Origin of the sequence: Kitasatospora sp. NPDC059648, from assembly GCF_042734825.1 — a bacterium.
In the GTDB taxonomy this organism is placed as follows: domain Bacteria; phylum Actinomycetota; class Actinomycetes; order Streptomycetales; family Streptomycetaceae; genus Kitasatospora.
In genome coordinates, this window is record NZ_JBHWDU010000067.1 from 17,888 (window position 1) to 44,021 (window position 26,134).

The window sequence follows — 26,134 nt, forward strand, 5'->3', positions numbered from 1 at the left end:
CGCTCAACCGGTGACCGGGGCGTACCCGTGCTCCGCCGCCAGGACCGGCCGCAGGGCCCGTACCGCGTAGAAGTTCCGGGACTTGACCGTCCCCGGCGGCACCCCCAGGCGGGCCGAGGCCTCCACCACGGAGCGGTCCCTCAGGTGCAGTTCGACCAGTACCTCGCGGTGGTGCTTCTGCACCCGTCGCAGCGCCAGCGCGATGTCCCGGGCGACCACCACCTGCTCGTACGGGTCGTCGGCGAGCGGGCGGTCCTCGACCGGCTCGCCGATCGCCTCCTTGGCGCGGGCGGCGGCCATCCGGTAGTGGTCGATGGCTATCCGCCTGGCGACGGTGAACAGCCAGGGGCGGGCCCGCTCGGGGCCGGCGGCCAAGGCCTCCGGGTGCTGCCAGGCGCGCAGCAGGGTCTCCTGCAGGATGTCCTCGGCCTTGCCGCGGTCACCGCCGGTGGTGCGCATCAGGGCGCGCAGCAGGTAGCCGCCGTGCAGCCGGTGGATCTCGGCCAGGGTGTCGGGGTCGAGGGTCGGCCGGGCTGGGGCCGGCTCGGGGGCCGCCGCGGTGGCGGCCGGGGGAGCCGCGGGCGGCTGGGCGACGGGTGCGGGACGGGCGACGGACGGCTTCGACACGCGCTACCTCTCAGGTCGGGCAAGGGCACATGGCAGGGCTTCCGCCGTACATCCCCCGTGGCGGTCGGAAGCAGCCTGCCCGGCGCCGCCAAGGACCTGCCAACGATCCGCCAACGCCCCCGCCCGCGGGCATCGGGGCCCCGCCGGGGGCCACCGGTCAGCCCCCGCCGGCCTCCCGGGCCAGCTCCCGGACCAGCTCCTCGATGCCGTCCTCGCCTCGGTGCTCGACCAGCACCGCGACCCACCCCGCGAGCCGCTCCCGCTCGGCCACCGTCCACCCCGGCGCGGAGGGGTGGACGTCCACCACCAGATCCCTCGCCACGGCCAGCAGCCCCGGCGTCGGCTCCGGCCGCCGCTGCCGGTCCGGCAGCGCACCCAGCGCCAGCCGCCGGGCGACGGCCGTCACCTCGGCCGCCGTGCCCGCCGGCACCGCCAGTGCGGGCGGGCACCGCGGCCCCGGCGCCTCCGGTGCGCCCATCCGCACCAGGGCCGCGATGTACGCACGCACCTCCGGGCCGTCCGCATCCATCCCGTTCCTCCCCCGTCCCGTTCCGTCCCGCTCAACGTGGCTCCCGTCGAGCGGGGTTCAGCCGCAGCCCAGGGGCCGTCACCCGTCGGTACGGGTACGGCGGCCCGCGCACGGGCGCGGCCCCCGGTCTTGGTAGCAATGTTGGCTCTGCGCGGCCGGGTCCGCCCCGTCACTCGCGTCGGCGCTGCTGAGTGGCACACGAACCAGGCCTGGACCAGGCTGAGGCGGAAGTCCGGTCTCCAGAGGGGTGCGGTGTCGATGTTCGATACGAGCTTTGCGTTCCCGCGTTCCCTGCTGAACCCGGTGGGGGGCGCCCGCGGGCGGGTCGCCGTCGTCGGCGCGGGAGTCGCCGGCCTGGTCTGCGCGTACGAGCTGGAACGGCGCGGCTTCGACGTCGTGGTCTACGAGCGCTCCAACCGCCCTGGCGGACGGGTGCGGACCCACCGCTTCTGGGACGGCACCCACATCGACCTCGGCGCCATGCGCATCCCCGGCAACCACCACTGCGTGCTGCACTACGTCTCCCGGTTCCGCCTGGAGACCCGCCCCTTCGTCAACGCCAACCCGCGCGCCTACTACCACCTGCGCGGCCGGCGGGTGCGGGTCCGGGACGTCGCCGCCCTCTACCCCGCCTACACGCTGCGCCCGGACGAACGGCAGGCCCCGGCACCGGTGCTGGACCGCCTGCTCGGCCCGGTGTGGCGCTCGCTCACCGCCGAGCAGCAGGAGCACACGCTGGCCGGCCGCTGGGACGACCCGGCGCTGGAACGGGCGGCCTCGGTGTCCCTGTGGCAGTTCGTCCACGAGCACCTGTCGCAGGACGCCTGGGACCTCATCGGCCACGCCAGCGGGCTCGCCCACTACGAGCAGTCCTCCCTGCTGGAGGTCCTGGTCGACTACTTCGGCCTGTTCCACGAAGGGCAGGTCGAGCTGGTCAACGGGCTGGAGGCGCTGATCCACGCCTTCGTCCGGGCCCTTCGGCCCGACACGCTCCGGCTGTCCAGCCGGATCGACGAACTGGCGCTCACCACGGACGGCGTCCGGATCCACGGCAAGCGGCTCGGCGCCCCGCTGGAGGACCGCGCCGACTACGTGGTGTGCTGCGTCCCGGCTCCCGCGCTCGACCAGATCGCCGTCAGCCCGGGCCTGCCCCACTCCCAGCGGCACGCCGTGCGCGGCATCAGCTACGCCAGCAGCAGCAAGACCGTCCTCCACCTCACCCGCCGCCGCTGGGAGCTGGAGGACGGCATCCACGGCGGCGGGAGCTTCACCGACCTGCCCATCCAGCAGTGCTGGTACCCGTCGGACAACGCGATGCCGGTCACGGACGGCGTCAACGGCAGCGCCGACCACCGCTGGGCCGCCCGCGACCCGCTGCGCTCGGCCGAGCCGACCGCCCTGCTCGGCGCCTACCAGTGGGGCGCGAACGCCCGGCGCTTCGCCGCGCTGCCTCCGGCGGACCGCGACGCCCTGGTCCTGGACTGCCTGGAACGGCTCCACCCCGGCATCTCCGACGACGTGGACGACATCCTGCACTGCGACTGGGACGTGCAGACCGGCATGGGCGGCGGCGCCTTCGCGCACCTGACGCCCGGCGAGCACACCCGGTACCTGGCGGTGCTCGGCTCGCCGCACCCCGCCGAGGACCCGCGGATCTTCTTCGCCGGCGAGCACCTGTCCGGCGCCCACGCCTGGTGCCAGGGCGCAGCCCGGTCCGCCCTCGACGCGGTGGGCGCCGTGCTCGACCGGGCCGGCCACCTCCGGATCGCCACCCAGGTGGGCACCGCGTGACCGACGAGGAGCTGGCCCGGGACGACCTGCGCGCCCCGTTCCGACCCTCCCGCAGCGAGCGGGTCGGCATCGAGGTCGAGTGCGGCCTGCTCGACCCCGCCACCGGGCTGGCCGCCCGCTACTCCGGGGACCGCGGCGTGCTGGCCGTGCTGGAAGCGGTGCTGGCCCGCTGGGGCGGCGAGCGCCAGGAGGACGCCGGACGGCTGACCGGCGTCCTGCGCCCGGACGGCAGCCAGATCACCCTGGAGCACGGCGGCCAGCTCGAATACTCCTCGGTGCCCGCCCCAAGCGTGGCCGAGGCGGTGCACGACGTGCGCACCGCCCTGGAGCAACTCGCCGACCTGGTGGGCCGGTTCGGCCTGGCCCTGGTGCCCGGCGGCAACGTCCCGTTCGACCGGCTGGCCGACGTGCAGTGGGTGCCGATGACCAGGGGCGCCATCATGCGGGACTACTTCGCCCGGCTGGGCCCGGCGGGCGACCGGGCGCGGTACATCATGGCGCTGTCGCTCTCCACCCAGGTCACGCTGGACTACCTGTCGCCGGGGGACTTCACCGAGAAGCTGCGCACCCAGCTGGCCGCCGCGCCGGTGGTCGCCGCCCTTCTGGTCAACTCCCCCATTCAGGAGGGGCGTTCAAAGGGCCTGCTGTCCCACCGCAGCTGGGCCTGGTTAGGGATGGACCCCCGACGGACCGGGGTGCTCCCGCCCGCCCTGCTCCCGGACGTCGACGTGGACGACGTGATCGACTGGGCCCTCGGCATCCCCCTGATCCACTACCGCACCCCGGACGGCCGCTACCACCCGGCACCCGACCGCCCCTTCGCCGAGCTCCTCCGGCACGGCTACGACGACGGGTCGCGCCCCACGCCCGCTCACTGGACCGCCCACCTCAACCAGCTCTGGACCCACACCCGGGTCCGCAACACCCTGGAACTGCGGGGCTCGGACGGTCCGCCGTACCGGTTCATCGCCGCCGTCCCCGCCCTGTGGACCGGCCTCACCTACCACCCCGGATCCCGCGCAGCCGCCTGGAAGCTGCTCGGTCACCACACCGTGGCGCAGCACCGCGCCGCACTCGCCGAACTGCCCGTCCGCGGCCTCGACACCCGGCTGGGCGGCGATCCCGTCCGCCCGCTGGCCGCCGAACTGCTCCGCCTCGCCCGGGCCGGCCTGGACGCGCGCGTGGCAGCGGGCCTCGAACCGCCCCACGTCCCCGGCTACCTGGACCCGCTGGACGAGATCGTCGCCACCGGCCGTACCTTCGCCGAGCAGTGCCTCCGGCGCTGGCACGGCGAGTTCCGCCGCGACCCGGCCCGCTACGTCGCCGCCCACCGGGTCTGAACCCGCGGGGCCCGGGGCCCGGGGTCCGCCAGCCGTCAGGAGCCTGTCAGCAGCGCGTCAGCAGCCCGTCGATCCGGCACCGGGCGCGGGCGGGGCGGTGCAGGCTGGGGAACGCACCTGCAGGCCCGCAGGTCCTTCCGGAGGTGAGCCGCATGTCCGTCGTCACCGCGTTCCACTCCGTCGCCCCCGGCGCGCGCCGCCGGGGGCGCGGGCTGCGCGCCGGGTTCGCGCTGGTGCGGGAGCGCCTCGCCGCCAGCCCGCTGGACAGCCCGGTCCTCGGGGCGACGGGCGCACCCCGCTCGACCTCCCGCCCGGCCGGGCCCGGGTCCTTGCCCTACCGGACCCGCGACCGGTAGACACGGACCCGACACGGTGCGTGACGAAGTCGCGTCGTGAACGGACGGAGGCCCCGCCATGAGCGTGACGAGTCGGTACCGCGACGCCTGGGAGGGCTTCTGGCGCGATGCGCCCGACGCGCCGGGCGCCGTGATCTGGGACGCCGAGCCGGCCCTCACCGCGGAGCGCCACCTCACGCTCCTCGGCCCGCACCTGAGCGATCCCCGGCTGCCCTTCGTCGACCTGGGCTGCGGCAACGGCACCCAGACCCGCTTCCTCGCCCAGCGCTTCGGCCGCGTCCTCGGGGTCGACCTGTCCGAGGCCGCCGTCGGACTCGCCCGGCGTCAGGACGCCTCGCAGCGGGTCGAGTTCGGCCAGCTGGACGCCACCGATCCGACCGCCGTCCGGGCCCTGCACGAGCGCCTCGGCGACGCCAACGTGTACGTGCGCGGCCTGATCCACCAGAGCGAACCGGCCGACCGCGGCCCACTCGCCGAGGCCGTCGCCGCCCTGGTCGGGGAACGCGGCCGGGCCCTGGTCGCCGAGCCGACCGAGGCGGCGCAGGGCGTCCTCGACGAGCTCGCGCAGGGCCCGTCCGGGCCGCCCCCGAAGCTGCGCCCGGTGTTCGAGCACGGCCTCGCCCCCGCCCAGGTCCCCGACGCGGCCTTCGACGAGCTCTTCCGCTCGGCCGTTCCTCGCCTCCGGGGAGATGCCGCTGTGCCTCACCGAGTTCACCCCGGAGGGCGACCGGATCGAGCTGCCCGCCCGGTGGCTGGTGGTCGGCCCGGACCAGCGGGGACCGGGCCCGCGCTGAACCCGTTGACGTGACGGCCGCGTTGGACCAGTGTCGGGACAGTCCGCGCAGCGGTGCGCGGGTCGGAGGGAGCCGGACCATGGGCATCGCACGTCGTGACCTTCTGAGATGGGGAGCCGGAGCGGGCGGAGCGGCCGCCGTCGGGACTCTGTTCGGGCCGGCCTCCTCCGCCACCGCCCGGGCCGCGGCCTCCTCGACCACCCCGGGCGGGCTGCCGACGGACAGCTGGATGAGCCGGCTGGACGGGGCCCTGTCCCTGCTCGACCTCACCGTCCCCGGCACCCACGACTCCTGCTGCCAGAACCCCTGGTACGGCACCGAGTGGTCGCACACCCAGAACTGGGGCGTCCCGCAGCAGTTGCAGGAGGGCGTCCGCTTCCTCGACATCCGCTGCAACGGCCTGGAGGGGGCGCCCGACGAACTCGGGATCTACCACGCCGACAACTACCAGCACATCCGGCTCCAGGACGTGCTCGACCAGTGCCGCTCCTTCCTGGCCGCGCACCCGGGCGAGACCGTCCTGATGCGCCTCAGGAACGAGCGCGACGGCGGCCAGGCCCTGGGCGACACGGAGTTCCAGCGGCGGGTGGACCACTACCTGGACGACCTTGGCTACCGCGGCCTGTTCCACCTCCACGGCTGGCCGACGCTCGGCACTGCCCGCGGAAAGGTGGTCCTGCTCGCGGACTTCGCCAACCCGTGGGGTCTGATCGACTGGTCCAGCGGCCGGAACGACTGGTTCGACACCCAGGACGTCTGGCAGATCGGCGGCACCGACGCACTGGGCCAGAAGGGCCGGTACATCACCGAGCAGTTCGACAAGGCCGCCCTCAACCCGGGGTACCCGCGGATGTTCGTGAACTTCCTCAGCTACGCGGGCGGCTACTGGCCCAAGACCAGTTCGCAGACCCTGATGGACTGGAGCATCTACCCGTACCTGGTCGCCCGCACCGGGCAGCGCGCCCGGTACGGCATCGTCCCGATGGACTTCCCGGACCTCCACGTGAACGTGCTGCAGATGCTCATCGACAAGAACGTCGCCTGAGCCCGGCGGCCGGACGGCGGCGCGGCCGCCGGTCCGGCCTCAGGAAGCCGCACTCGGCGTCGGCGCCGCCGGTGCCGGGGCCTCGGTCGCCGGGACCGAGGCCGTCGGGGTCGCCGACGTCGGAGCCCCCGTCGCTGGGACCGAGGCCGTCGGGATCCCGGCCGTCGGGGTCGAGGCCTTCGGGGAGGAGGCGGCCAGGGTGGCGGCCCGGGCGGCGGGGTCGGTGACCAGCGGGATGCAGCCGTCCCCGCCCGGCTGGTGGCCGCACACCCGCAGGGTGGTGTCGGCCGGTCCGGCGTCGACCATGACCGAGTAGTTGTCGTAACCCCAGTGGATCAGGGCCGTCTCCTGCCAGCCGGTGTTGGTGGTGATGGTGACGGTGTCCCCGGGGGCGCCGTCGGTGATCCCGGCCCAGGCGGCGCGGCAGCGGGGGCTGTAGTGGAGGTACAGGACGACCTGGCCGACGTTGCCGGTCAGCAGGGTGCGGTCGTCGGCCTCGCACCCCATGAGCTGGGGGTCCTTTCCGGCGCAGCCGATGCCCTGGCAGAGCGGGGCGGGCCCGGTCGCCTCACCCGCCGTCGGGATCCCGGCCGCGGCGGCGTCGGTGTCACCGCTCAGGCCGTGCAGGTACAGGCTCGCGACCAGGACGAGCGCGACGGCCACGGCGGCGGCGAGCAGGGCCGACAGGCGGCGCCACCCGGCGGCACGGGCGAGTGCGGCGGGCAGGTCCGTCAGCCGTCCGGCCTCCGGGGCGGATCCGCCGGAGAGCTGCCGGGCCGCCGCTTCGGCCGGCCGCACGGGACCGGCGCCCGGCGCCGGAACGGACACAGCCGGTACGGGGACGGCGGGACCGGGCCCCGGCACGGTCGCGGGCGCCCCGGTCACCGATCCCTCGGGCGCGTCCCGCGCCGCCTCGGCCTGCCGCAGCAGGGAGGTCAGCAGCTCGCCGTCGCAGTCCAGGGTGGCGATCATCCCGTTCAACGCCTGAGAGGTGATCAGACGCTTGCCGTTCAGCCAGCGTTCCCAGGAGGCCTTGCTGAGGTAGGTCCGCTTCCCGAGTTCGGCGAGCGAGATCCGGTGCGCGTCCTTGACCGCGCGCAGCTCCTCGGCCAGGCGCCGGGCCGGCTCCGAAAGGTCGTCAGGGAGCGGTTTCCAGGACGGACTCATCGTGGGGGTGCACCTCTGGCGGGTCGGCGGCAGGCATGAACAGATCATTATTAGGGTGATCAGTTTAATCGCGCTCCGCCCTCGGCCCCTGCGGAATCCGTCCCCCGTCTCAACCGTCTCCACTCCGGCGTCTCAAGCCCCAGCTCAGGGGCCCTGAAACGGGGCTGCTCGTCTCAGAACATTCGGAGACGGTCGAAGATCGGCGCGCGATCGCGCAGAGTTGGCCACGCCGGGTAGCCCCGAGGTCAACACCGGTTCTGGTCCGGGTAAAGACCTCCGCGAGTCAGAGCGGACGAGGGCTCCCGGTGCACCACCGAGTACTCCGCACCACAACGGTCATCTCAGAGGAAGTTCGGGGAAATACCTCATGGGCCGCCACACGTCCGAGACCACACCACCCTCGCCCGCCGACCAGCTCGCCGGCGAGCTGCAGTCGCTGAAGTCCGGGTCGGGCCTCACCTACGCCCGGCTCAGCGAACGCACCCACTACGCGAAGTCCTCGTGGGAGCGCTGGGTCAACGGGAAGCAGTTCCCCCCGCGTGACGCGGTGCAGAGCATCGCGTCCGTCTGCGGGGGCGATGCCGAGCGCCTGCTGGAGCTCTGGCGCCTCGCGGACAGCCGCCGGATCACGTTCGCCCCGGGGGGCGCCACGGCGCCCGTCCCGACGGCCGCCGTGGCCGGCGCGGCCGACGGGAGCCCGGCCGGGGAAGCGGTCTCCGCGTGCCCGCACCGCCGGGAGGCCTCCCTGCTGCGGCGGGTGGCCCTGGTCTCCCTGGCGCTCGGGGCGGGCGGAGTGCTGGCCGCCGCCGGCCGGCGTCCGTTCCGGCGCGAGGCCTGACCGGATCGGGCACGCGAAGGGCACCTACGCAACGCGGCACCGCGCCCAGTGGGAGGGCGCGGTGCCGCGGCACGTCGGGAGGCCTTCGCCGTTACGCGACGCCGTCCTGCCACCACCAGAAGCCCGAACCGTAGTTGGAGTGCTCGATCCGGCTGTCCACGTGCTGCCAGGAGACGGTGTAGGTCTCCAGCCCGGAGAAGCCGCAGGTCTCGGCGATCCGGTAGACGGAGAGCGTCGACAGACCCGAGACGGCGATGTCGGCGGCCACCCCGTAGGTGTGCATGGAGTTCCCCGCGCCGCCCACCGAGGAGTTGTACGCGGTGCTGCGGAAACCGGAGTTGATGGTGATCGCGCGGTCGCCCGCCTTCTTCCGCAGCGCCTCCAGCTTGTACATGGTGCGCCGGACGTTCTCCTGCACCTCACCGGAGCCGACGTTGCCGCCACCGAAGCCCGAGCCGTCGTGGCTGGTGAACTCCGACCAGTTGAAGTGGGCGGTGGACCCGTCCGACTTCTCCAGCGAGTTGAGCACGCCGAAGGTCTGCGGGCCGGCCACGCCGTCCGCGCTCAGCCCGTACGCGGCCTGGAACCGGCGCACCGCGGCGGCGGTTCCGGGCCCGAAGGAGCCGTCCACGGCCACGTAGGTCTGGGAGGCGGAGTCCGCCGCCCAGCCCGCGACGCGGATCTGGAGCTCGGCCACGGCCGAACCGGAGGAGCCCTGGCTGAGAGTGCCGGACCAGCCGTACGCTGCCGCCGGGCGGGCGAACCCGATGTTGGCGGCCGCGGCGAGCCCGGCCGCTGCCACGGCGCCGGTGCCGTAGCGCAGGAGTGAGCGGCGGTCGAGGGAAGAGCTGTTCACTGCGTGCTCCTTCGAGGAGTCGGCACGGGGAGACGTCGATCAGGGACGAACGGGGTGAACAGAGCGGGGTCGGAGGGCCCGTCAGTACCAGTTGTGGGCCTGCCAGAAGTTCCAGGCCGAGCACGGGTCACCGTAGCGGCCCTTGATGTAGTCCAGGCCCCACTGGATCTGGGTGGCCGGGTTGGTCTGCCAGTCGGAACCGGCGCCGGCCATCTTGTCGCCCGGCAGCGACTGCGGGATGCCGTAGGCGCCGGAGGAGGGGTTGGTGGCGTAGACCTTCCAGCCGCTCTCGTGGAGGTAGATCTGGTCCAGGCAGCCGAACTGGCCGCTCACGCTCCAGCCGTGGCTGGGGAACTTCCACTGGGCGGTGATCTGCACGGTGCGGGCGACACCCATCGCGTTCATGGTGGCCGGGCCGGCGATGCCGTCGGCGCTCAGGTTGTGCGCGCGCTGCCAGTCGGTCACGGAGCCGGTCGTGCCGGAGCCGTAGGCGCCGTCCGCGCCCGCGCCGGCCGCGCGCTGGACCTCGGCGACCTTGTTGTGCAGGGCCAGCTCGGTGCGGGCGCCGTAGACGCCGTCCTCGTCGAGGCCGTTGTCGTGCTGGAAGCTGCGGACCGCGGCGGTGGTCTGCGGGCCGTAGTTGCCGTCGACGCCGCTGCTCGCCAGGTAGCCGATGCCCACCAGGTTGCGCTGGACCCAGGTGGTGCTGTCCAGCGCCTGGGCCTGCGCCGGCAGCAGGGCCAGCGCGACGAAGGCGAGCACGGCCACGGCCAGCCCGCGCAGTGCCGGGGTTGTCTTCACGGTCATCCCCTTCCTCAGGTGCCTGTCGGGTGATCAGGCGGTGCCGCCCACTCTCGGGGGCCGCTCGGCCGTCCCGCCACGGATCGGCGGCACCGGGGACGTCCCGGTGCACTCCTGGGACGCCGTGGGACGGCCGTGGGACGGTGTCGGGACGGGTGTTCGAGGCGCCGAACGGCACCGGCCGACACCGACGGGAACGGCCGGTGGCCGGCCCGTTCCACCACGGACGGGCCGGCCACCGGTGCGCCGGAGGGCGGTCAGGCGAGCAGCCGGCTCCAGGTGCGGGCGTCCACCACGCCGTCGGCGGGCAGCCCCGCCGAGGACTGGAAGGACGTCACCCCGGCCTGGGTGCCGGGGCCGAACGCGCCGTCCACGCTCACCTGGATGCCGTGCGCGACCAGCTGGCTCTGCACGCCCTGCACCGCGCTGCCCGAGGCGCCGCGCGCCAGCGGGGCCACGGCCTGGGACCAGGTCTGGTTGCCCGCGACGCCGTCGGCCGAGGCGTGGGTGGTGTTCTGGAAGGCCGTCACGGCGGCCTGGGTGGCGGGGCCGTACGCCCCGTCCACGGTCAGCGACTGGCCGCGCTGCACCAGCAGGTACTGCAGGGTCCTCACGTTCTCGCCCGAGGCGCCGCTGCCGAGCACCGGCCAGACCGGGCCGGTCGGGTCCCCGCCGATCCGCGCCGCGACGTCGCGGCGGATCTGCGGGATCAGCGCGTAGAGGCGGTCGCCGGGGCACTCGGTGTTGTTGAAGTCCCGGTGCCCGTAGACCTGGTAGGCGCGCAGCCCGTACTGCTGGCAGATGTAGGTGATCAGGTCGATCAGCGCCGCGTACTGCTGGCTGCGCGGGTCGACGGTGCTGTACGTGCCCTCGTTCTCGATGCCGATCGCCACCGTGTTCTGCCCGGTGCAGTGGGCGGACTCGACGTGCTGGGTGCCGCTGCGCAGGGTGGACAGGCTGCTGTGGCGGCCCTCCATGATGTACGCGCCGCGGCTGACGGTGAAGTGCTGGCCGGTGTCGATCCAGTGCTCGGAGTCCATCTGGTAGCTCTGCATCGAGCGGGCCAGCGAGAACGCGGCGGCCTGCGAGTAGTCCGTCACGTTCGGCGTCGCGGTGTGGTGCACGATCACCTTGTCCGGCGCGCCCGCCAGGAAGTTGAGCGGGCTGCTCGCGGACCGGGCGCCCCAGGCGCCGGTGTCGGCGATCACCGGTCCGGTGGCGGCCCGGGCCGCCCCGGCGGTCAGGGCGGAGCCGAGCAGTGCGCCGGTGCCGACGGCCAGGGCGCCGGCCAGGAAGGAGCGGCGGCCGGGGCCGACGGGGTGGGCGGGGTTCACGGGGTCGACGTGGTTCATGCGGGACAACCTGGTCCTTCACGGGTCAGGGGAGGCGGAAAGGCCCCTGCCCCCGGGCCTGCTGACGGCGCGGGGGCAGGGGTGCACGGGGTGCGTGCGGGAGGTGCGGACGGCGCCCGGTCAGGAGGTGGTGGGCAGGGCGGCCCCGCACCTGCCGTCCTGGCCGGTGTCCCCGTAGGCGAGCAGCATGTCCCCGGTGAGCGGGCCCACGATGCCGTCCGCGCTCTTGGTGTAGCTGATCAGCTGGTTCTGGAACCAGTGGATCGCGTTGTCCGTGTTCGGGCCCCAGTACCCGTCCTCCGTGAGGTGCGGGTACCAGCCGCCGCGGGCCTGGCTGAAGGCGTTGATGTCGTGCTGGACGCACCACACGGCGGTCCAGTTGTTGGCCTGGCCGGGGCCGACGTACCCGGCCTTGGGGTTGGCGCTGGCCGTACCGGACAGGGCGCCCAGGGCGACGGCGGCGGAGGCCGCCACCACGGCGGCGCGCTTGACCAGGGACTGAAGGGCCACGGTTCTCCTCGGATTTCGGCGGGGTCCGCGGTGCGGCGGACCGAACGGCTGCCACGCTAGGAGCGCGGCGGTCCGGTCCACCACGCTTCGCCGTCCCTCCCGCGTCCCTCCGCCGTCCCGGGACGGGCCCCGGGGCCCCGGGGCCCCTTCTCAGGCCCTCCGCACCCGGACTCCGCACTCGGTGATCGCGTGCTCCTGGGCATCCGGGAGTCCGGAGTCCGTCACCAGGTCGTGGACGTCGCCGAGCGGGCAGATGGTGGCGAAAGTGACCCGGCCGACCTTGGTCCGGTCGGCGAGCACCACGGTGTGGGCGCTGCTGCGCAGGAAGGCCCGGTCGGTCTGCGCCTCCATCTCGTCGTGAGTCGTGCAGCCCTGCTGCACGGTCAGGCCGTCCACGCCGATGAACGCCAGGTCGAGGTGGTACTGGTCGAGCATCCGTTCGGCGGCCGGGCCGACGAGTTCGTAGCTGGCCGAGCGGGCGAGCCCGCCGATCACCACCAGCCGGACCTCGGGGCGCACGATCAGCTCGGCGGCGATGTTGACCGCATTGGTGACCACGGTGACGTTCCCGCGCTCGCCCAGCACCCTGGCGAGTTCGGTGGTGGTGGTGCCGCCGGTCAGGCCCACCACGGCGCCCTCCGGCACCAGTTCCGCGGCGGCCCGGGCGATCCGGCGCTTCTCCTCCTGCTGCTGGTCGCCCCGGTGCCGCAGCGGGATCTCCAGGTTGACCGCCCCCGTCACCGCACCGCCGCGGGTGCGCTGGAGCAGCCCCTGGTCCTGCAGTTCCTGCAGGTCCCGGCGCACGGTCGCGTCCGACACGCCGAGCAGTTCGGAGAGCGTGCGCACGTCCGCGCTCCCCGCCTCGGCGATGTGCGAGACGATCCTGGCGGCGCGATCAGCTTTGAGCATGGACGGAGTGTAGTTCAGCCCGCGTCGACGGTCGGTGACCGTGCGCCTTTCCTCGACCGTTGCCCGGCCCGGCGGCCCGAGGGCCCGGAGTTCCTGCGTACGGATGCTTGAAGTCCTGGCTTCTTGAACAGATGCAAGCACGATCGTGCATCGCACTGCTCATCGCCGAAAGGGAACGAGTCGGAACGAGACGGAGGAGGCCCTGACCGTGGCCGACCGCATCCCTGTCCGGCGCCCGACCGGTGCTGCCCGCCGGCGTCGTCACGCGGGGCGGGGGGCGGCCAGCAGGTCGAGGAGGTGGGTCACTTCGCGGGTGACCGCGTCGCGGCCGGCCGCCAGGTAGGTGCGGGGGTCGACCAGGGCGGGGTCGACGGCCAGGCGGTCGCGGACCGCCGCGGTGAAGGCCTTGTTGAGGTGGGTGGCGATGTTGATCTTCGTCATGCCGTGGGCGACGGCCGCGGCCAGGGTGGGCTCCGGGACGCCGGAGGAGCCGTGCAGCACCAGCGGCACCGCCACCGCCGCTCGCAGGGCGGCGATCAGCCCGAGGTCCAGGGCAGCCGTGCGGGTCAGCATGGCGTGCGAGCTGCCGACGGCGACGGCCAGTGCGTCGACACCGGTGCGTCCGACGAACTCGGCGGCCTGCGCCGGATCCGTCCGGGCGCCGGGGGCGTGCACCCCGTCCTTGCCGCCGACCTCGCCGAGTTCGGCCTCCACCCACACGCCCGCCTCGTGGCACAGCGCGGCCACCTCCGCCGTGGCGCGCAGGTTCTCCTCGTACGGCAGCGCCGAGGCGTCGAACATCACCGAGCCGAACCCCAGCCGGAGCGCCTGCGCCACCAGCGGGCGTTCGCTCGCGTGGTCCAGGTGGACGGCCACCGGCACGGCGGCGGCCCGGGCCACGGCCAGCGTCGCGCCGCCGATCGGCGTCAGGCCGCCGTGGTAGCGGACCGCGTTCTGGCTGATCTGCAGCACCACCGGCCTCCCGGCGGCCTCGGCCCCCGCGATGACGGCCTCGGCGTGTTCCAGCTGGATGACGTTGAACGCCCCGACCCCGCGGCCGCTGCTCAGCGCGGGCGCGACGATCTCTCCGGTTCCGACGAGGGTCACGGTTCTCCTTCGGGCTGGGCCGGCCGAGGGTGGTCCGGCCGCTCGACCAGGACCAGGTCGAGCAGCCGCTGGTAGGCGTCGGCGTCGTAGTGCCCGGCCTGCGGGGCGAGCACGGTGGCGGCGGACAGCGCCACGGCCTGCCGCAGCCGCTCGGGCCAGGGCGCCGCGGCGGCCAGGCCGAGGGCGAGGGCGGCGACCGCCGAGCCGCCCGCGCCGGTCGGGTTGCCGGGCAGCGGCTCGGGCGGGCTGGCCCGCCAGGCGCCCTCGGGCGTGGCGGCGAGCAGGCCGTCCGGGCCGAACGAGGCCACGACGGCGGCGGCCCCGGCGGCGCGCAGCCGCTCGACGCCCCGGACCGGGTCCTCGGTGCCGGTGGCCGCGGCGAGTTCGGTGGCGTTGGGCTTCACCACGGCCGGGCGAGCGGGCAGCGCCGACAGCAGCGCCTGCCCCTCGGCGTCCAGCACGGCGGGCACCCCGTGGGAGCGGGCGAGGTCGATCAGCGCCCGGTAGGCGTCGGTCGGCAGACCGGGCGGCAGGCTGCCGGAGAGCACGACGGCCGAGGCGCCCCGCAGCAGCCGCTGGTAGTGCGTCAGGAAGCTCCGCCACTCCGCCGTCGTGACCTGCGGTCCGGGCTCCAGGAAGACGGTGGCGTCCTGGTCGTCCGCCACCGCGACGGTGCGGCGGGTCTCCCCCGCCACCTCCACCAGTTCGTCGCGCAGCCCGGCCGCGGCGAGGTCCGCCCGCAGGGCCTGGCCGCTCGGGCCGCCCGCCAGACCGGTGACGACCGCGGCCTCGCCGAGCGCGCCGAGCACCCGGGCGACGTTGACGCCCTTGCCGCCCGCCTGCTGCCGGACGTTCCGCACCCGGTTCCCGGCGTGCCGGCGGACGACGGCCAGCCGGTAGGTGACGTCCAGCGCGGGATTGAGCGTCACGGTGAGGATCACGAGCCGTCCCGGTCGGCGGGCCGGCGGCGGGTCACGGCTGGTCCAACACGATCGAGCGGGTGAGGTGGCGCGGGCGGTCGGGGTCGAGCCCGCGCCGGACGGCCAGGCCGACGGCGAGCCGCTGGACGCGGACCAGTTCGGCCAGCGGGTCGAGCTGGGCGGTGCTCACGGCGGCCCCGGTCGCCCGGGCCTGTTGGGGCAGCCCGGTGGGCGGGGTGTCGAGGAACCACACCAGGCTCTCCGGGCCGCTGACGCTGATCGGCCCGTGGCGGTACTCCATGGCCGGGTAGGACTCGGTCCAGGCCCCCGAGGCCTCCCGGACCTTGAGCGCGGCCTCGTTCGCCACCCCGCAGCTCCAGCCCGCCCCGAGGAAGGTGAACTGCCGTGCTTCCAGGGCTCCTCGGGGCAGCGGTGCGGCGAGCGCGGCGCGGGCCTGGGCGGGCAGGTCCGCCGGTGCGGCACCCAGGTGGGCGCGCAGCAGGGCGAGCGCGGTGGTGGCGAACCTGGTCTGGACGACGGACTTCTCGTCGGCGAACTCCAGCGCCACCAGGTGGCGCGCGGCGGCGCCGACCGGGGTGCGCGGGTCGGCGGTGACGGCCACCGTCTCGGTCGTGCCGGTCCGCGCGAGGGCTTCGAGCACCTCGGTGGTGGTGCCGGAGCGGGTGAGGGCGACCACCCGGTCGTACCGGCGGTCGGCCGGGAACTCGGAGGCCGCGAAGGCGTCGGTCTCGCCCAGTCCGAGGGATTCGCGCAGCGCCGCGTAGGCCTGGGCGATGTAGAGCGAGGTGCCGCAGCCTATGACGGCGGCCCGTTCGCCGGGTTCGGGCAGGTGCCGCGGGGTCAGTTCCAGTGCGCGTTGCCAGCAGTCGGGTTGGCTGGCGATCTCTTCGTCGACGTGGGCCATGAGGTCCTCCTGCGCGAGACTGCACGGACATGCGCGAAGCTGATCGATTTATAGTCCAATCCGTATGTATCACGCAAGTATGCGCATTCCTGATCAGCTTCGAGCAGCCATACAGCGAGGATCCGCTCAACGCCCGATCGAAGCCCGGTCAACGCCCGACCGCCACGGCCTGGCCGACGGCCTCCACCGGCGCGGCCAGCCGCACGGCACCCGCGGGTTCCGCGCCGAGAACGGCAGCTTCCGGCTCGACTGGCCCGGCGCCCACCCCGGGACCGTCTCAGGACGGCCGCGACGTGCGCCGGCCCGGCCTCCTCGGTTCGACGTAGTCGACGGTCTGCATCATCCCGAGGTCCTCGTGCTGGAGCTGGTGGCAGTGGGCGACGGTGCGGCCGGTGAAGTCCTCGTAGCGGACCAGGAAGGTGACGGTGTCGCCTGGCCTGCCGCCGGCCAGGTCCACGGTGTCCTGCCAGACCGGCGGGTCGAGCCGCTCGCCGTTGCGGTGGGTGACCAGGACGTGGTTGGTGTGCAGGTGGAAGGGGTGGCTGAAGGCCGGTTGGGTCTCGTCGGTGCGCACGGTCCACCGCTCGACGGTGTCCAGCTCCAGGGTGTGGTTGACGTAGCCGGGGTCGAACAGGCCGTACGCCTGGTCCCGGGTGAGGTCGCCGTCGGGGTCGGCCGCGGGGGTCGGGTGGCTCCCCAGGACGCGGAAGGCGTTGGGGTACGACCCGCCGAAGACTCCTCGGTCGACGTGGAAGACCACCTCGCGGTCGGCGTCCGGGTCGGCGATGTCGTCCTCGTCGAGGAAGGGCTTTCCGGCCGGCAGGGCGGTCGGCAGGTCCATCGGCGGTTCGACGGCCGGGCCGGTCACCTCGACCGTCATCAGCGGGGCGGACACCCCGTCGGCCCGCAGTTCGTAGCTGCCGGGGGCGCCGCCGCGGACCAGCACGTCGGCCCGGTTGCCCATGGCCAGGCGCAACCGGTCGGTGGCGACCGTGGCCGGGAAGGTCACGCCGTCCTGGGCGATCTGGTGGAAGGTGAGGCCCCGCTCGCCGTCGGTGAGCCGCAGCGGCAGCGCGGTGAACGCCGTCGCACAGACCAGCCGCCAGCGCTGCACCTCGCCCGGGCGCAGCGTGAGGGTGGGGTTGACCCGGCCGTTGACGGTCAGCGTCGCCGGGACGGCGGCCAGCGCGTTCCCGGAGGTGAACTCCGGGACCTTGCCGTCCTTGAGTCTGAGCTCGTTGACGCAGACGACGAGGTCGGCGGCCGCCGCGATCTCGGGCACCTCGTCGACGTCGCCCTCGACGATGAGGACCCCGGCCATCCCGCCGACGATCTGCACGGAGGTGGCCCCGTGCAGGTGCGGGTGGTACCAGTGGGTGCCGGCCGGGTGGTCGGCGGGGAGCTCGACGGTCGTGACGTACCGCGGCTCCGGGGCGCCGGCCTCGACCTCGTCGGCGGTGCGCGGCGCGAACTCGCGCTGCACGTTGTCGGCGTCCCCGGACGGGGAGACGTGCAGGCCGTGGGTGTGCAGGTTGAAGCTGTTGAGGTTGTGCGGGCGGTTGTGGCCGCCGCTGTGGGGCCCGTTCGGCGGCAGGCCGTTGACCTGGGTCAGCCGCAGGGTGTCCCCGGCGCGCACCCGCAGGGTCGGCCCGGGGATCGTCCCGTTGTAGGTGCGGGTGGTGGCCGTCCCGTAGCCGGGGACGACGGTGTCCGTGAACCGCACGTCGAGCGTCTCCTCCAGCACCGCCCCCGGCGTTCCGGGCACCGGCCGGCCGGTCCGGACGGCCGGCTGCGGGAAGGGTGCGGGCGCCGCGGCGGCGGACCCCCGGGAGAGGATCCCGTCGGACGCCGCCACGAGGACCGCGGTGGGGATCGCCTTGAGCATCGACCGACGACTGATTCCGACATTTTTGCTCATGGTCGGGCAATCTAGATCAACTCACCGCTGCCGCCCGGAAAGCACACCGCACGGCCGCCGGACATTGGGCCTTCCGCACCACTCCCGACCCCGTACCACTCCCGATACCGCACCGCTCCCGATACCGCACCGCTCCCGATACCGCACCGCCTCGCCGGGGCTCAGCCCGCCCAGAGCGTCACGGTGGCCTCCACCTGGTAGTCCGCCGGGGCGATGGAGTCGACCCTGATCAGCGCGGTACGGCCGCCCGGGCTCTTCAGGCAGACGAGCGACCCGACCTTCACGTGCACCGAGTCGCCCGCGTGGCCGGCGGCCCAGTCCGCGCAGGCGGCAGCCGAGGGCGGCGCCTGGCCCGTCCAGAGGCCGAAGGTGTCGTGGTCCATCTGGATCTCGTCCCGTAGGACGGCCTCGGTGTCGCTGAAGCCGGTCGCGTAGATGCCCTGCGGGAACCCGGGGTGGCGTCCCGGCGGGGTCAGGTCGAAGTCGATGCCGCCCTCGAACGGGATCCCGACCTGGCCGGTCCAGACCACGGCGAGCCCGGTCGGCGACGACACGGGCGGAGCGGGCGCAGCGGTGACGGCGGTTCCACCGGCTCCGGCGCCGGCCGAGGCCGTTGTCGCGGCCGTGGCCGCCCCGGGCGCCGCCGCGCCCTGCGTCGACACCGCGGAACCCGCCGCCGGGGCCGGTCCCGCGGGCGTGCCGCCGTTCGGCCGGATCGCCGCCCCCAGGATGAGCGCGAGGATCCCGACCGCGACCACCCCGACCCGGGCTCCCCCGCTCCTGGGACCGGGCAGGCTGATCCCCGCCCCGCTCGCGGCCTCCTTCGCGAAGGCCACGACGAAGCAGAGCAGTCCGAACACCCACAACGTGATGGTTCCTGCCACGGCCGCGCCCCCATGTCCCGCTTGTGCCGTCGAGATCGAACTCGCAGATGGTACCGGTTGGCTGACGTGTCGGCAGTCCGATTCACCGCCTGCACCGGCCGCGGCACACCGGGCGCGGGAGCCCCTCCGGGCCCCGCGTTGAGCGCGCGCCCGGGTGAAGCGGGGGCGCATCGGAGCGCCCGCGAGCCGGTGGGCCGCTCCCCCGAGCCGCCCGGTGGGCCGGGGCCGCGGTCAGCGGCCGGGGCGGGCTTGTCCTTCATGTCGGGGATGTCCAGCGGCAGGCTGAACTCGTACCAGGCGGCCTTCTTGTTGGCCACGTTGCGGGGGCCGGGCGTCGATCTCGGCCCAGACCGTCTTGCCGTCGACGTGCGGCAGCGCCCCCCAGCGGGTGGCGGCGTTCTGGACGATGAGGAGCCCGTGTCCGCCGGGCAGACCCGGCCGGTGGGGGCGGCGCGGCTCGGGCAGGTCGGTCGAGCGGTCGCTGACCTCGATCCGCAGGCGCGTCTCGGAGGCGTCGAGCACGAGGTCGACGGGGCCTCCTGCGTGCAGCATCGCGTTGGCGACCAGTTCGGCGACCAGCAGCACGATGTCGTCCTCCCCGCCGGAGGCGCCGGTCGGCCACGACCAGTCGGCGACCGCCTGCGCGGTGTAGGCGCGGGCGCGGGCGACGGGCTTCGGCAGCCCGGCCAGGTGCAGGCGCCGGCGCTGGCCGCCGGGCGGGAGCGTGGGGCCGGTGCCCGGCCGGTCGCCGTCGAGGGTTGCCCGGCTGGTCGTCATGTGCGGGTTCCCCTTCGGTTCCGGCGCTGTTCTCCGCCTCGTCGTTCCGCTTCGTCTGCTCGGTTTCCCGGCCACTGCCGAATCATGCGCGCCCTCGCGCGGTCGGAGCCCTCACCGGAACGCGGCGAGCGCGGCGTCCACGCTCGGGTGGAGCGAGAACACGGTGTCGGCGCGGGTCAGTTCCAGCAGTCTCCGGACGGTGGCGGAGGGCGCCGCCAGCCGGAACGCCACGTCCGCCGAGGCGGCCGACATCCTGGTCCGCAGCAGCAGGTTCAGGCCGGAGGAGTCGCAGAAGTCGACGCCCGCGAGGTCGACGACGAGCAGCGGCGGATGCTGCTCCACCAGGTCGTCGAGGGTGCTGCGGGCCGGTTCCAGGGTCTCGATGTCGAGGTCGCCGGCCAGCTCGCAGACGGCGGCCCGGGTGTCGGTGTGCCAGGTGCGCACGGCCAGGTCGGGAGCGGCCGGATCGGGCCCTGCCGGGGAGGATCCGGACGGGGCGCCCGTCCGGGAGTGGACGGAGGGTGCGGTGGTCGGCGGCGCGGTCTCGGACTCGTTCTCTGCGGGCATCGTCATCTCGGCTGGCATCGTCGTCGTGTTCCCCTCCATGGGCGCCCCACGAGCCTACGCACGCCACCCGGCGAAGGGCCAGGCCGCGCCCGGGCCGCGGGTGGCGTGCGTGACGTGGTGGCTGCTCCCGGTGACCGTGGGGCGACTCAGGTGGCGGTCAGGCCCGCCCGCAGGCTGGTCAGCGTGCGGTTGAGGAGCCGGGAGACGTGCATCTGGGACAGCCCGAGACGGGCGCCGATCTGGGACTGGGTGAGCTCCTCGCCGAAGCGCATGGACAGGATCATCCGGTCGCGTTCCGGCAGGGCGGCGACGAGCGGCTTGAGGACGATCAGGCTCTCGATCGTGTCGAACCTCGTGTCCTCCCCGCCGAGGCGCTGGGCGAGCGGGCCGAGGTCCTCCTCGCCCTCGTTCCCGGGGGCGTCCAGGGAGCCGGCGGTGTGGCCGTTGGCGGCGGCAAGGCCTTGGACCACCTCCCCCTCCGACAGGTCGAGGTGTTCGGCGAGCTCGGCCACCGTCGGCGAGCGGCCCAGCCGCTGGAACAGCACGTCGCGGGCCTTGGCCAGGGTGATGCGCAGTTCCTGCAGGCGGCGCGGCACGTGCACGGCCCAGGTGGCGTCGCGGAAGTGGCGCCGGATCTCGCCCAGGATGGTCGGCAGGGCGAAGGTGACGAACTCCGCGCCGTGATCGAGGTCGAAGCGGTCGATCGCCTTGATCAGGCCGAGCGAGCCGACCTGTAGCAGGTCCTCCTCGGGTTCCTGGCGGTTGCCGACCCGGCGGATCGCGTACCGAACCAGGGACAGGTTGAGCTCGATGAGCGTGGCCCGCACGTACGAGTACTCGGCGGTGCCCTCCTCCAGCGTCGACAGCCGGGCCAGCAGCACCCTGGTCAGCTCGCGGGCGTCGCCGGGTGCGACCTCCCTCGGATCCTCGACGTCGGCGAGCTCCGGGAACTCCGGGTGCTTTCCGGGCACGGGGAGCCCGGGGCCGGCGGCGCGGCCGGCACCGGGCGCGTCGACCGTCGTGGCCTCGTCCGGGGCCGGGGCTGTCGCGCGGTGGAGGAGTTCGTCACTGGTCGTGGCCATGTCGGTCCTTTCCCGTCGGCGTACGGTCCGTCCCCGGGTACCCGCCGAACCCGATCGCATGCCGGTTCGCACTGTGAGGATCGCGTGAACGAACGGCCGGGCCGTGGAGCGGCGGGCGCACTCCGTACGGTACCGGTCGCGGGTCGTGCATGCCCGGCGGGGATCGGGGCACCCGGCCCCGTGCAGGACCGGAGACCGAGGTGGAGAAGGAGAGAACGGGACGATGGGACGGATCGAGGAATCGGTCGAGATAGCCGCGCCGCTCGGCGAGGTCTACCGGCACTGGGTGCACTGCGAGGACTTCCCGCAGTTCATGCGCGGCGTGGTCAGCGTCGACGTGTCCGGCCGCGGCAGCAGCAGCTGGGTGATCGAAACCGCGGGCGGCCGACGGGAGTTCGAGGCCGTGACCACCGAGGTGGTGGAGGGCGAGCGGGTGGCCTGGGACGGCGGAACCGGCCCGGTGCGGCACAGCGGCGTGGTGACCTTCCACCACGTCGACGACCGTACCACCCGGGTGATGCTCCAGCTGGAGGTCGAGCCGCACGGGCTCTGGGCGCACCTCGCCGAGGCGCTCGGCTTCGTCGACCGCCGGGTCATCGACGACCTGAACGACTTCAAGCACCACGTCGAGCGGACCAGCGGACCGCCCGCGGGCTGAACCGCCGCCCACCGGTCGCGGCTCCGTGGGCATGGACCGCGGCATCGGGGGCAGCCGAGCCCGTACTCACCCGGACGAACGGAGGCAGTCATGACCGAGCGCCACAACATCTGGGAGTTCCGCACGGCGGCCGGGCACACGGCCGGCACCGACCTCATCGGCTTCCACGTCGAGGCCACCGACGGCGCGATCGGCAAGGTCGACAAGCTGTCGGAGGAGGTCGGCGAGCAGTACCTGGTCGTCGACACCGGGCCGTGGATCTTCGGCCGGCGGGTCCTGCTCCCGGCCGGCACGGTGACCCGCATCGAACTCGGCGAGCGGAAGGTCTACGTCGACCGCTCCAAGGACGAGATCAAGCACAGCCCCGACCTCGACGACGCCGAGCCCGACCAGGAGAACGACACCCGCGAACGCTTCGGGCCCTACTACGACCGGTTGTACGGTGGCCGGATCCTCTGAGCGGGCAGCCGGAGGACCCGCCGGGGGAACCGGACCGCACCACAGCACCACAGCACGGCAGACCGACAGGCACCACAGACGAACGGGCGGGGACAGCCCTCGGCCGTCCCTGCCCGACGAATCCCGGGAAAAGGGGAACCCTTCCATGGAACGTCTCACCACCCGGATCACCATGCGACTCATGACCGGCGACGAACGCAGCCGGGACCTGGCCGTCGACTGGTCCTACCGGGCCACCGAACCCCACGCGGTGGAGCTGGACTTCACGTCCTACCAGGCCGAGGCGGTGTGGTCGCTCTCGCGCGAGCTGCTCCTCGCCGGCCTGCACGAGCCCTCCGGCGAGGGGGACGTCCACGTCACGCCGTACGACGACACCAGCCTGCTGATCGCGCTCGCCGGGCGGGAGGGCGTCGCCCTGCTCGCCGTCCCCGCCGGGGCGGTCGCACGGTTCCTGGCCGCCACCGTCAGGCTCGTCCCGCCCGGGCAGGAGCACACCCGGATCGACTGGGACCGGGGCCTGGAGGACCTGCTGGCCGCCTGATCCCAGCCGGCGCCGACACGCACTCCGCGGCGCGGAACGCGCTCCGCAGAACGCGGCTGCACCGCACTCCACCGCACCGAGAGGAGCCCCACCATGACGACCGCCCCCGCCCAGCCCGGCCTGCCGCCCCCCGCGCCGGAGCCCGAGGCGCCGCCGAGGCCCACGCCGTCGCCCGGCCCGCCCCTGCTGCCCGATCCCCCGCCGCCGCCCGGCTCGCCCGTCCCTCCGCCGGAGCCCCGGCCCGCGCCCGGCCCGGTCCCCGAACCGGCCACCCCGCACCCGGGCCGGCCCCACCCGGTGGAACCGCCCGACTGAGGGGCCCGGCCGACGAGTCCGGATGAACCGCCTCCCCGGCGGCCCGCGAACCCGAAAGGAGCGCAGCGCATGTGGTGGAGCCTGCTCCGCCTCGCCCTCGCCGGTCTCGCCACCGCCCTGTTCACCTACGGCCTTGACCGGGCCTTCCAGGTGCTGGCGCGGCGGCTGGCGGCCCCCTGGGGCGCGGGCGGCGTCCCGGAGGTGCTGCGCAGGTGCCGTCGCCCGGTCCTGGCGCTGACCGGATGCCTCCTGCTCTCCGCCGCTCAGCCGTGGATCGACGCCCCGCCCGAGGTCCGCGAGGGGCTGCGGCACCTGGCCGTGATCCTCGCGATCACCTCGGGCGGGTGGCTGTGCGCCCGCCTGGTCGCGGTCCTGGTGGACGGCGCCGCCCGGCTCGCCGTGTACCGCCGCGAGCCCGCCTGGGCGGGCCGCGCCCGGACCCAGGCCAGTCTGCTCGGCCGGATCTGCCAGGCGGTCGTCGCGGTCGTCACCCTGGGTGCCGTCCTGATGACCTTCCCGGCGGTGCGCGGCGTCGGCACCAGCCTGCTGGCCTCCGCCGGGCTGGCCGGCGTGGTGGCGGGGGTCGCGGCGCAGAGCACGCTCGCCAACGTGTTCGCCGGGGTGCAGATGGCCTTCGGCGACCTGGCCCGGATCGGTGACGTCGTGGTGGTGGCCGGCGAGTGGGGGACGGTCGAGGAGATCACCCTGACCGCCGTGGTGATCGAGACCTGGGACCAGCGGCGGCTGGTGATGCCGATGTCGTACTTCGTCGGCCGCCCGTTCGAGAACTGGTCCCGCCGCTCCAGCCGGATCACCGGCACCGCGCTGCTCCATCTCGACCACCACGCCCCGGTCGGGCTGCTGCGGGAGGAGTTCGACGACTACCTGGCGAAGAGCGAGCTGTGGGACGGCCAGGGCAGCGCCCTCCAGGTGGTCGACACCACCCCGACCACCATCGTGGTCCGGGTGCTGGCCACGGCCGCCAACGGCAGCGACGCCTTCGAGCTGCGCTGCCGGCTGCGCGAGCACCTGATCGGCTACCTGCGCGACGAGCACCCGTACGCCCTGCCGCGGATCCCGGTGGCGGAGGCCCCGGTGCGGCGCCCGGACTGCCCGGAGGCGCCGCGGGCCTCCCGCTCCCCGCACGGTCCCCACGACCCCCACGGCCCCCGGCCGCCGTCGCGGGGCCGCCGGGAGCAGGACACCAGGTAGAGCGGTAGAGGCAGGGCGGTAGAGGTAGGGCGCGCGGCGGGGCAGGGCGGGCGAGGTAGGCTGAGCCGATCGGATGATCTTCAGGAGAACCATGTCTGCCGCAGCCCGGCCCCGCGTCCTGCTCGTCACCGACCTGGCCTACCGGGCCCGGGGCCGCCGGTACTGCGACGAGGACATCGAGCTCTCCGCCCGGCTGCGCGAGGACTTCTACGTGGCCCTGTGCCACCCGCTGGACGCCGCCGCCCTGCTGGACTCCTTCGACGTGGTCCTCGTCCGCAACAGCGGCCCGGTGCTCAACTACCGCGCCGCGTACGAGGACTTCCGCACCCGGGCGCTGGAACGCGGCGCCCGGGTGTACACCCAGCTGACCGGGCGCGCCGACATGGCCGGCAAGCAGTACCTGCTCGACCTCACCGCCGCCGGATACCCCGTCATCCCGACCGTCGACCGGCCCGAGGACCTCTCCCGCCTGCCCGTCGTCCCCGAGTACGTCGTCAAGCCGAAGCTCGGCGCCGACTCGATCGGCCTGCGGATCGTCCCCCGCGAGCGGCTCGACACCGTGCCGTACGACGAGGACGTCCTGGTCCAGCCGCTGATCCGGTTCGCCTACGAGGTCTCGTTCTACTTCGTCGACGACGCCTTCCAGTACGCCCTGCACGCCCCCGACCCGGAGCAGCGCTGGCGCCTCGAACCCTACGAGCCCACCGCCGCCGACCTGGACTTCGCCCGGCGCTTCATCGTCTGGAACACCGTCGAGCACGGCATCCAGCGGGTGGACGCCTGCCGCACCCCCGAGGGCGAGCTGCTCCTGGTCGAGCTGGAGGACCTCAACCCCTACCTGTCCCTCGACCTGGTCGACGAGGCCACCCGGGAGCGCTTCGTCGCCGCTCTCAAGGCCTCCCTGCACACCCTCGCCACCCGGCCCTGACCTGCCGGGCCGCCTCGGTCAGCACCGCGCCCAACGGCAGGGCGACCCGGGCCTCGGCCAGCTCGTCCCCGCGGGTCGCGCCCTGGTTGACGATCACCACCGGCGTGCCCGCGCGGGCCGCGTGACGGACGAAGCGCAGCCCCGACATGACCGTGAGCGAGGAGCCGAGGACGACCAACGCCTGGGCCGCGTCCACGAGTTCGAAGCAGCGCTGGACCCTGGGCCTGGGCACGCTCTCGCCGAAGAACACCACGTCCGGCTTGAGCACTCCCCCGCACACCGCGCAGGGGGCGACCCTGAACCCGTCCACCAGCTCCTGCGGCAGCTCGGCGTCACCGTCCGGATTGACCCGCGCCCGGCCGTCCCGGAAGCCGCGGTTCAACTCCTCCAGCCGCCGGTCCAGCTCCTCGCGCGGACCGGTCCGCCGACACCCCAGGCACACCACCCGGTGCAGCCCGCCGTGCAGCTCCACCGCCCCGCGCGTCCCGGCCGCCCGGTGCAGGCCGTCCACGTTCTGGGTGATCACCGCCGACACGTGCCCGGACCGCCGCAGCTGCTCCACCGCCCGGTGCCCGGCGTTCGGCTCGGCCCCCGCGATCGTCCGCCACCCCACGTGGCTGCGCGCCCAGTACCGCCGCCGCGCCGCCTCGCTCCCGGTGAACTCCTGGTACGTCATCGGCGCACCGCGCCGCCGGCTGCCCGTCTCCCCGCGGTAGTCCGGGATCCCCGACTCCGTCGACAGCCCCGCTCCGCTGAGCACCACCACACCCCGCCCGGCCAGCAGGCGCACCAGCACCTCCAGGCCGGCCGCGTCGGCCGCCGTACCGCCGGGACCAGCCACGGACACACCCATGCCGTCCAGCCTAGAGCCGTCGCCCCGGCCGGGGCCGAGGCACGGAACTCGGCGGACGAAAGATGAACAGGCT

General features: G+C 74.2%; 28 protein-coding genes and 1 pseudogene. 12 read left to right on the forward strand and 17 right to left on the reverse strand.

The features are described 5' to 3' along the window. Nucleotides 1-3 precede the first annotated feature (3 nt). Both ACFV1W_RS29850 and ACFV1W_RS29855 read right to left on the reverse strand, forming a co-directional pair. The gene (locus ACFV1W_RS29850) at nucleotides 4-627 is read right to left on the reverse strand and encodes a sigma-70 family RNA polymerase sigma factor (protein ID WP_380420365.1); all 624 of its coding nucleotides are present in this window, start codon (nucleotides 625-627) and stop codon (nucleotides 4-6) included. A 157-nt stretch (nucleotides 628-784) separates the two neighbouring features. Continuing rightward, entirely contained in the window at nucleotides 785-1,156 is a 372-nt protein-coding gene (locus ACFV1W_RS29855; RefSeq protein ID WP_380420366.1) for a hypothetical protein, read from the reverse strand. A gap of 258 nt (nucleotides 1,157-1,414) precedes the next feature. Here ACFV1W_RS29855 and ACFV1W_RS29860 point away from each other — a divergent pair, with 258 nt between their 5' ends. From ACFV1W_RS29860 to ACFV1W_RS29880, 5 genes and pseudogenes are all read left to right on the forward strand, one after another. Further along, nucleotides 1,415-2,947: a flavin monoamine oxidase family protein gene (locus ACFV1W_RS29860; RefSeq protein ID WP_380420367.1), complete on the forward strand. Its 1,533-nt coding sequence runs from the start codon at nucleotides 1,415-1,417 to the stop codon at nucleotides 2,945-2,947. Then, on the forward strand, nucleotides 2,944-4,287 hold the full coding sequence (locus ACFV1W_RS29865; protein ID WP_380420368.1) for a glutamate-cysteine ligase family protein: 1,344 nt from the start codon (nucleotides 2,944-2,946) through the stop codon (nucleotides 4,285-4,287). Before ACFV1W_RS29860 ends, ACFV1W_RS29865 begins: the two co-directional genes overlap by 4 nt. Nucleotides 4,288-4,439: 152 nt before the next feature. Further along, nucleotides 4,440-4,643, forward strand: a complete 204-nt coding sequence (locus ACFV1W_RS29870) for a hypothetical protein (RefSeq protein WP_380420369.1) — start codon at nucleotides 4,440-4,442, stop codon at nucleotides 4,641-4,643. 58 nt (nucleotides 4,644-4,701) lie between these two features. Further along, nucleotides 4,702-5,437, forward strand: a pseudogene (locus tag ACFV1W_RS29875) (class I SAM-dependent methyltransferase). Nucleotides 5,438-5,516: 79 nt separating this feature from the next. Beyond that, complete coding sequence (locus tag ACFV1W_RS29880; RefSeq protein ID WP_380420370.1) at nucleotides 5,517-6,482, forward strand: phosphatidylinositol-specific phospholipase C; 966 nt, start codon at nucleotides 5,517-5,519, stop codon at nucleotides 6,480-6,482. A 39-nt stretch (nucleotides 6,483-6,521) separates the two neighbouring features. Here ACFV1W_RS29880 and ACFV1W_RS29885 read toward each other — a convergent pair whose 3' ends face one another. After that, nucleotides 6,522-7,649, reverse strand: a complete 1,128-nt coding sequence (locus ACFV1W_RS29885) for a DUF2690 domain-containing protein (RefSeq protein WP_380420371.1) — start codon at nucleotides 7,647-7,649, stop codon at nucleotides 6,522-6,524. Nucleotides 7,650-8,016: 367 nt separating this feature from the next. On the opposite strand from ACFV1W_RS29885, the gene ACFV1W_RS29890 reads away from it, so the two are divergent. Continuing rightward, a complete protein-coding gene (locus ACFV1W_RS29890) occupies nucleotides 8,017-8,487 on the forward strand; it encodes a helix-turn-helix domain-containing protein (RefSeq protein WP_380420372.1) in 471 nt (156 codons plus the stop codon). Nucleotides 8,488-8,578: 91 nt separating this feature from the next. Here the strand turns inward: ACFV1W_RS29890 and ACFV1W_RS29895 are convergent, their stop codons facing one another. The 13 genes from ACFV1W_RS29895 to ACFV1W_RS29955 all read right to left on the reverse strand — a co-directional run bounded on the left by ACFV1W_RS29895 (nucleotide 8,579) and on the right by ACFV1W_RS29955 (nucleotide 21,095). Beyond that, nucleotides 8,579-9,343 carry a D-Ala-D-Ala carboxypeptidase family metallohydrolase gene (locus ACFV1W_RS29895; protein WP_380420373.1) on the reverse strand — a complete coding sequence of 255 codons (765 nt, stop codon included), beginning with the start codon at nucleotides 9,341-9,343 and terminating at the stop codon, nucleotides 8,579-8,581. An 81-nt stretch (nucleotides 9,344-9,424) separates the two neighbouring features. Further along, nucleotides 9,425-10,150 carry a peptidoglycan-binding protein gene (locus ACFV1W_RS29900; RefSeq protein ID WP_380420374.1) on the reverse strand — a complete coding sequence of 242 codons (726 nt, stop codon included), beginning with the start codon at nucleotides 10,148-10,150 and terminating at the stop codon, nucleotides 9,425-9,427. A 251-nt stretch (nucleotides 10,151-10,401) separates the two neighbouring features. Further along, complete coding sequence (locus tag ACFV1W_RS29905) at nucleotides 10,402-11,496, reverse strand: N-acetylmuramoyl-L-alanine amidase (protein ID WP_380420375.1); 1,095 nt, start codon at nucleotides 11,494-11,496, stop codon at nucleotides 10,402-10,404. Nucleotides 11,497-11,616: 120 nt separating this feature from the next. Next, nucleotides 11,617-12,006, reverse strand: coding sequence for a peptidoglycan-binding protein (locus ACFV1W_RS29910; protein WP_380420376.1), 390 nt, complete (start codon nucleotides 12,004-12,006; stop codon nucleotides 11,617-11,619). Between the two features lie 150 nt (nucleotides 12,007-12,156). Next, nucleotides 12,157-12,915, reverse strand: a complete 759-nt coding sequence (locus ACFV1W_RS29915) for a DeoR/GlpR family DNA-binding transcription regulator (protein ID WP_380420377.1) — start codon at nucleotides 12,913-12,915, stop codon at nucleotides 12,157-12,159. A 261-nt stretch (nucleotides 12,916-13,176) separates the two neighbouring features. After that, nucleotides 13,177-14,022 carry a ketose-bisphosphate aldolase gene (locus tag ACFV1W_RS29920; RefSeq protein WP_380420378.1) on the reverse strand — a complete coding sequence of 282 codons (846 nt, stop codon included), beginning with the start codon at nucleotides 14,020-14,022 and terminating at the stop codon, nucleotides 13,177-13,179. Beyond that, entirely contained in the window at nucleotides 14,019-14,963 is a 945-nt protein-coding gene (locus ACFV1W_RS29925) for a 1-phosphofructokinase family hexose kinase (protein ID WP_380420379.1), read from the reverse strand. The genes ACFV1W_RS29920 and ACFV1W_RS29925 overlap by 4 nt, the downstream gene beginning before the upstream one ends. Before the next feature lie 31 nt (nucleotides 14,964-14,994). Continuing rightward, nucleotides 14,995-15,867: an SIS domain-containing protein gene (locus ACFV1W_RS29930; RefSeq protein ID WP_380420380.1), complete on the reverse strand. Its 873-nt coding sequence runs from the start codon at nucleotides 15,865-15,867 to the stop codon at nucleotides 14,995-14,997. A gap of 277 nt (nucleotides 15,868-16,144) precedes the next feature. Next, nucleotides 16,145-17,785, reverse strand: coding sequence for a multicopper oxidase family protein (locus ACFV1W_RS29935; RefSeq protein WP_380420381.1), 1,641 nt, complete (start codon nucleotides 17,783-17,785; stop codon nucleotides 16,145-16,147). Nucleotides 17,786-17,946: 161 nt separating this feature from the next. After that, nucleotides 17,947-18,669 (reverse strand): hypothetical protein, encoded by a 723-nt coding sequence (locus tag ACFV1W_RS29940; protein ID WP_380420382.1) that lies wholly within the window; start codon nucleotides 18,667-18,669, stop codon nucleotides 17,947-17,949. 231 nt (nucleotides 18,670-18,900) lie between these two features. Next, the gene (locus ACFV1W_RS29945; protein ID WP_380420383.1) at nucleotides 18,901-19,446 is read right to left on the reverse strand and encodes an ATP-binding protein; all 546 of its coding nucleotides are present in this window, start codon (nucleotides 19,444-19,446) and stop codon (nucleotides 18,901-18,903) included. A 111-nt stretch (nucleotides 19,447-19,557) separates the two neighbouring features. Next, on the reverse strand, nucleotides 19,558-20,019 hold the full coding sequence (locus tag ACFV1W_RS29950; protein WP_380420384.1) for an STAS domain-containing protein: 462 nt from the start codon (nucleotides 20,017-20,019) through the stop codon (nucleotides 19,558-19,560). A gap of 140 nt (nucleotides 20,020-20,159) precedes the next feature. After that, a complete protein-coding gene (locus ACFV1W_RS29955; protein ID WP_380420385.1) occupies nucleotides 20,160-21,095 on the reverse strand; it encodes a SigB/SigF/SigG family RNA polymerase sigma factor in 936 nt (311 codons plus the stop codon). A 223-nt stretch (nucleotides 21,096-21,318) separates the two neighbouring features. Here ACFV1W_RS29955 and ACFV1W_RS29960 point away from each other — a divergent pair, with 223 nt between their 5' ends. The 6 genes from ACFV1W_RS29960 (at nucleotide 21,319) to ACFV1W_RS29985 (ending at nucleotide 25,208) form a co-directional block, all read left to right on the forward strand. Beyond that, complete coding sequence (locus tag ACFV1W_RS29960) at nucleotides 21,319-21,753, forward strand: SRPBCC family protein (protein WP_380420386.1); 435 nt, start codon at nucleotides 21,319-21,321, stop codon at nucleotides 21,751-21,753. Nucleotides 21,754-21,843: 90 nt separating this feature from the next. Further along, nucleotides 21,844-22,212 carry a PRC-barrel domain-containing protein gene (locus ACFV1W_RS29965; protein ID WP_380420387.1) on the forward strand — a complete coding sequence of 123 codons (369 nt, stop codon included), beginning with the start codon at nucleotides 21,844-21,846 and terminating at the stop codon, nucleotides 22,210-22,212. Between the two features lie 145 nt (nucleotides 22,213-22,357). Beyond that, nucleotides 22,358-22,753, forward strand: a complete 396-nt coding sequence (locus ACFV1W_RS29970) for an SsgA family sporulation/cell division regulator (RefSeq protein WP_380420388.1) — start codon at nucleotides 22,358-22,360, stop codon at nucleotides 22,751-22,753. A gap of 93 nt (nucleotides 22,754-22,846) precedes the next feature. Next, nucleotides 22,847-23,068, forward strand: coding sequence for a hypothetical protein (locus tag ACFV1W_RS29975; RefSeq protein ID WP_380420389.1), 222 nt, complete (start codon nucleotides 22,847-22,849; stop codon nucleotides 23,066-23,068). Nucleotides 23,069-23,137: 69 nt separating this feature from the next. Continuing rightward, complete coding sequence (locus tag ACFV1W_RS29980; RefSeq protein ID WP_380420390.1) at nucleotides 23,138-24,280, forward strand: mechanosensitive ion channel family protein; 1,143 nt, start codon at nucleotides 23,138-23,140, stop codon at nucleotides 24,278-24,280. 91 nt (nucleotides 24,281-24,371) lie between these two features. Next, entirely contained in the window at nucleotides 24,372-25,208 is an 837-nt protein-coding gene (locus ACFV1W_RS29985; protein WP_380420391.1) for a hypothetical protein, read from the forward strand. Here the strand turns inward: ACFV1W_RS29985 and ACFV1W_RS29990 are convergent. Further along, the gene (locus tag ACFV1W_RS29990) at nucleotides 25,171-26,061 is read right to left on the reverse strand and encodes an NAD-dependent protein deacetylase (RefSeq protein WP_380420392.1); all 891 of its coding nucleotides are present in this window, start codon (nucleotides 26,059-26,061) and stop codon (nucleotides 25,171-25,173) included. The genes ACFV1W_RS29985 and ACFV1W_RS29990 overlap by 38 nt on opposite strands. Nucleotides 26,062-26,134: the final 73 nt, after the last annotated feature.